Here is a 2,441-nt window from a genome sequence, read left to right on the forward strand (position 1 = left end):
TTGTTTTTTCGACATGTTCATCGGCTCCTTCCTGTCTTCTGTATGGACATCTTTTTCCCGATTTATACATGTCTACTTTTAAAGGCTCACTCCACCCCCCCCCCCCCGATTTTGTTTTACAATTCGAATCGAGAGAGGGGTGATGCAAATGAACAGAAACTATTTTTTGAGTCCTTAAAAAATCTAAAATTTTAATTCTGTGAAGATAAATGGTTCATGAACGGTTATTTTCATGTTTGGGGGGCGAGAAAAACTTCCTCATGGGTGTTTTATATGGTGATTATTTCAATGATAATTACTCAGCTACAGTTTATTAGATAGTGAGGCAACAAAAAAATGCAAACAGAATTCACACCAAAGGAAAGTAAATGTTTTTTTATAATATTTTTATTACTTTTATTGTTAATTAATTTTTGTAAATACTTCTTTTTAATAACAAAAATACGTCAGTACGGTTCAACACTCGAAATTCTAAACACAATATTAATAATATTATTGTGGATAGTTCCCGTCTTGGTTTATATACGTGTCTTTTTAAAGTTTTCTGTATTCAAATTTATGAAGCTTAAAGACAAAATTCTAAAAAATATATTTACAGGGTTTTTACTATCCATTCTGCTTAGCTTATTATTGATTATTTCCCATTACGACATCGTTTACAGAAAATTATCTTATCCCCTTCCTTGGTATATTTGGATAAATACTATTTTATTGTCTGCTTTATCGGAGGAAATTGTGTTTAGAGGACTCACCCTCCAAGTTTTAAAAAAATGGTGTTCTTTTTGGTGTGCAAATTTATTTACGTCCTGCTTGTTCTTACTGATCCATTTTCCACAATGGGTAAGTAGCGGAAACATTGTACATATTCTTATGTCTTGGACGCCCGTTTATGTTGTTGTTTTAAGTTTAATATTTGGTTTTGTATTTCATAAAACTAATTCATTATGGTCAGTAATTATTTTGCATTCTTTCCATAATTATTTTGCAATTTTAATTACTTTTAATTAGCAAAAGACTTGCAAATTCGAGAGGAGTAGAAAAGATGTTTAAACGGAAGAAGATAAAATTAGTTTGGCTAACCTCATTATTAATTCTATTATTACCAAACCATAGTTTAGCAGAACATATTAATTCTCAAATTGATAGCTCTTCACCAGAAACTCAAATTGATTCTAAACAAGAATTAGTGCAACAAATTAAGACAATCAACAGCAATCCGAATCAAATTCAAAACGAAGATGTTTATCAAGATTTAGTTAACAAAACAGATCCAACCGTCCTTGAAAGTTATGTAAATGACTTAAATGAAGAAATTATAAATGCAATAAATGAAGCTACGGAAAGTGTTACAATAGATACTAATGAGGAAACAACTTTTTCGAAGAAAATAGAGTTACCTGATAACGGATACGTAATTGTGGAACAATCTATAAATATTGAAGGTGAACCATTAGATGTAGTTCCGCTAGCTGCTGATTATTTTTATTTTTATAATACTAGTACATTTTATAGTGCAACAGTTTACATTCGCCATGTACTTTATTCTGACATAAAATTAGTTCTAAAAACTGGTTTTAAAGTTACTACAAAAGGTTTGACTGCAACATATGCTTCTGTTGCAGGAACATCTGCTTGGTTCCCAAATACTGTTGATGGATCAGCACAAATAACAGACAGTACAGCATATAAAGAGGGCTATGATATTAATGCACAAGGTGATTATAAATATGCAGCTATTGGAATAGGTGGATCAAGTGTTTTTAATTCCTACCATACCATTGTAAGTTCTATAAAACTTATAGATCTAAAATCAAATGGAGCGACAGTTAGAGTTTCTTTCCAACATCTCTATTAAAGGCGGGGGTATCTATGACTGAAACGACAACTTATTCATCTTTTATAACTGACTGGTTACCTATAACAATTGTTTCGGTAACTGTAGCCATTATCGTTTTAGTTGGTATTCTTGTATTTAGAGTATTAAAACAGAAATAGCTATACTGTAATTATAAACAAGTAAATTCATTAACACAGGAGACATGTCTCAGATTCCATTGAAGCTCGTTACGAAGCAAATCGAGCTTCAACTGGTGTTATAAAAAAACAGCTACATGTTTCCTAAGAGGTGCCTTATATAACAAGTGAAGCCTTGGAACTCCGACCCAAGGCTTCACTACTTTCAGAAGCTAGGACTGTGACGAATGTTGCTGCTTTTTTAACTTGTTGACCATGAGAAACACTCATTTGTCTAGTTGACATTTTAGTGTTCTAGTTCCCCAATCTCCAGCTTCCATTTATCACGTGTACTGTACAGTATTTCACATATAAAATTTGAAAAAGAGCCTTTTGTATATGGCAGAATAAAAGTACATAATTTGGCGGCGTAAAAGTGCAGAATCGCTGCCATAAAAAAAGAGCCTTGCCAGTCATCCCAAAATCCA

The 2,441-nt window shown here is 32.2% G+C and carries 2 protein-coding genes and 1 pseudogene; 2 read left to right on the forward strand and 1 reads right to left on the reverse strand.

The window, feature by feature from the left end; translation table 11 throughout:
- The first annotated feature begins 558 nt into the window (after positions 1-558).
- Complete coding sequence (locus tag GGR02_RS17875; RefSeq protein ID WP_373286646.1) at positions 559-1,008, forward strand: CPBP family intramembrane glutamic endopeptidase; 450 nt, start codon at positions 559-561, stop codon at positions 1,006-1,008.
- A 34-nt stretch (positions 1,009-1,042) separates the two neighbouring features.
- Positions 1,043-1,855, forward strand: a complete 813-nt coding sequence (locus tag GGR02_RS17185; RefSeq protein ID WP_183186154.1) for a hypothetical protein — start codon at positions 1,043-1,045, stop codon at positions 1,853-1,855.
- A gap of 405 nt (positions 1,856-2,260) precedes the next feature.
- Here the strand turns inward: GGR02_RS17185 and GGR02_RS17340 are convergent.
- Positions 2,261-2,441, reverse strand: a pseudogene (locus tag GGR02_RS17340) (hypothetical protein); the annotation flags it as partial.

Source organism: Anoxybacteroides voinovskiense (genome assembly GCF_014196205.1).
In the GTDB taxonomy this organism is placed as follows: domain Bacteria; phylum Bacillota; class Bacilli; order Bacillales; family Anoxybacillaceae; genus Anoxybacteroides; species Anoxybacteroides voinovskiense.

What these genes read in the sequence shown, in the direction of transcription:
- GGR02_RS17185 (WP_183186154.1), top strand. Translation starts at nt 1,043, where the DNA reads ATGTTTAAACGGAAGAAGATAAAATTAGTTTGGCTAACCTCATTATTA.
- GGR02_RS17875 (WP_373286646.1), top strand. Translation starts at nt 559, where the DNA reads ATGAAGCTTAAAGACAAAATTCTAAAAAATATATTTACAGGGTTTTTA.